This is a genomic window from Streptomyces sp. LS1784, assembly GCF_020103755.1.
Lineage (GTDB): Bacteria > Actinomycetota > Actinomycetes > Streptomycetales > Streptomycetaceae > Kitasatospora.
On the sequence record NZ_JAHSQD010001266.1, the window covers coordinates 1 to 600 of the forward strand.

General features: G+C 78.5%; 2 protein-coding genes. Both read left to right on the forward strand.

Features of this window, described 5'->3' with window-relative positions; genetic code table 11:
• A partial coding sequence (locus KS423_RS46895) for a Uma2 family endonuclease (RefSeq protein WP_224285705.1) occupies positions 1–318 on the forward strand: 318 nt, incomplete at its 5' end.
• On the forward strand, positions 315–600 hold a 286-nt coding region (locus KS423_RS46900; RefSeq protein ID WP_224285706.1), incomplete at its 3' end, for a Trp biosynthesis-associated membrane protein. The genes KS423_RS46895 and KS423_RS46900, both read left to right, overlap by 4 nt.

Here is a 600-nt window from a genome sequence, read left to right on the forward strand (position 1 = left end):
CGGGGCCGGTTCGGCGCGGCCGGGGTCGAGGCGGTCCTGGAGGTGGCCCGGCCCGGCCTGGCGGCCGCGGCGAGGGCGTACGCGCGCAGCGGCGTGCCACTGTACCTGGTGGTCGATCCGGCGGCGGCGGTCTGCACCGTGCACACCGCGCCGTCCCCCGAGGGGGTGTACCGGGAGGCCGAGCGGGTGCCCTTCGGCAACGACCTGTTCCTGCCGCTCGGCGGCCGCACGGTGGTGCTGCGGACGGACGAGTTCCCCACCCCGTCCCCCACCCCGGGTACGGACCCCGGCGTCGGCCGGGGGATAGTGGACGGGTGACCGCTGAGCAGACCCCCGCCCCCGCCGCCCCCAGCCGCCGCACCCTCGGCGTGATGCTGCTACTGACCGTGCTGAGTGCCGTGCTGGTGCTGACCGCGGCCGGGCGGACCTGGGCCGAGGGCCGGGCCGGCACCCTGGACGTCTCCGTCACCGGCGGCAGGATCTCCGAACTGCCCGGCGGGCTGGCCCTGGTGGGCCTCGCCGCGGCCGTCGCGGTGTTCGCGGTTCGCGGCGTCGGCCGGCTGGCGGTCGGCGCGCTGACCCTGCTGGCCGGGCTCGGCG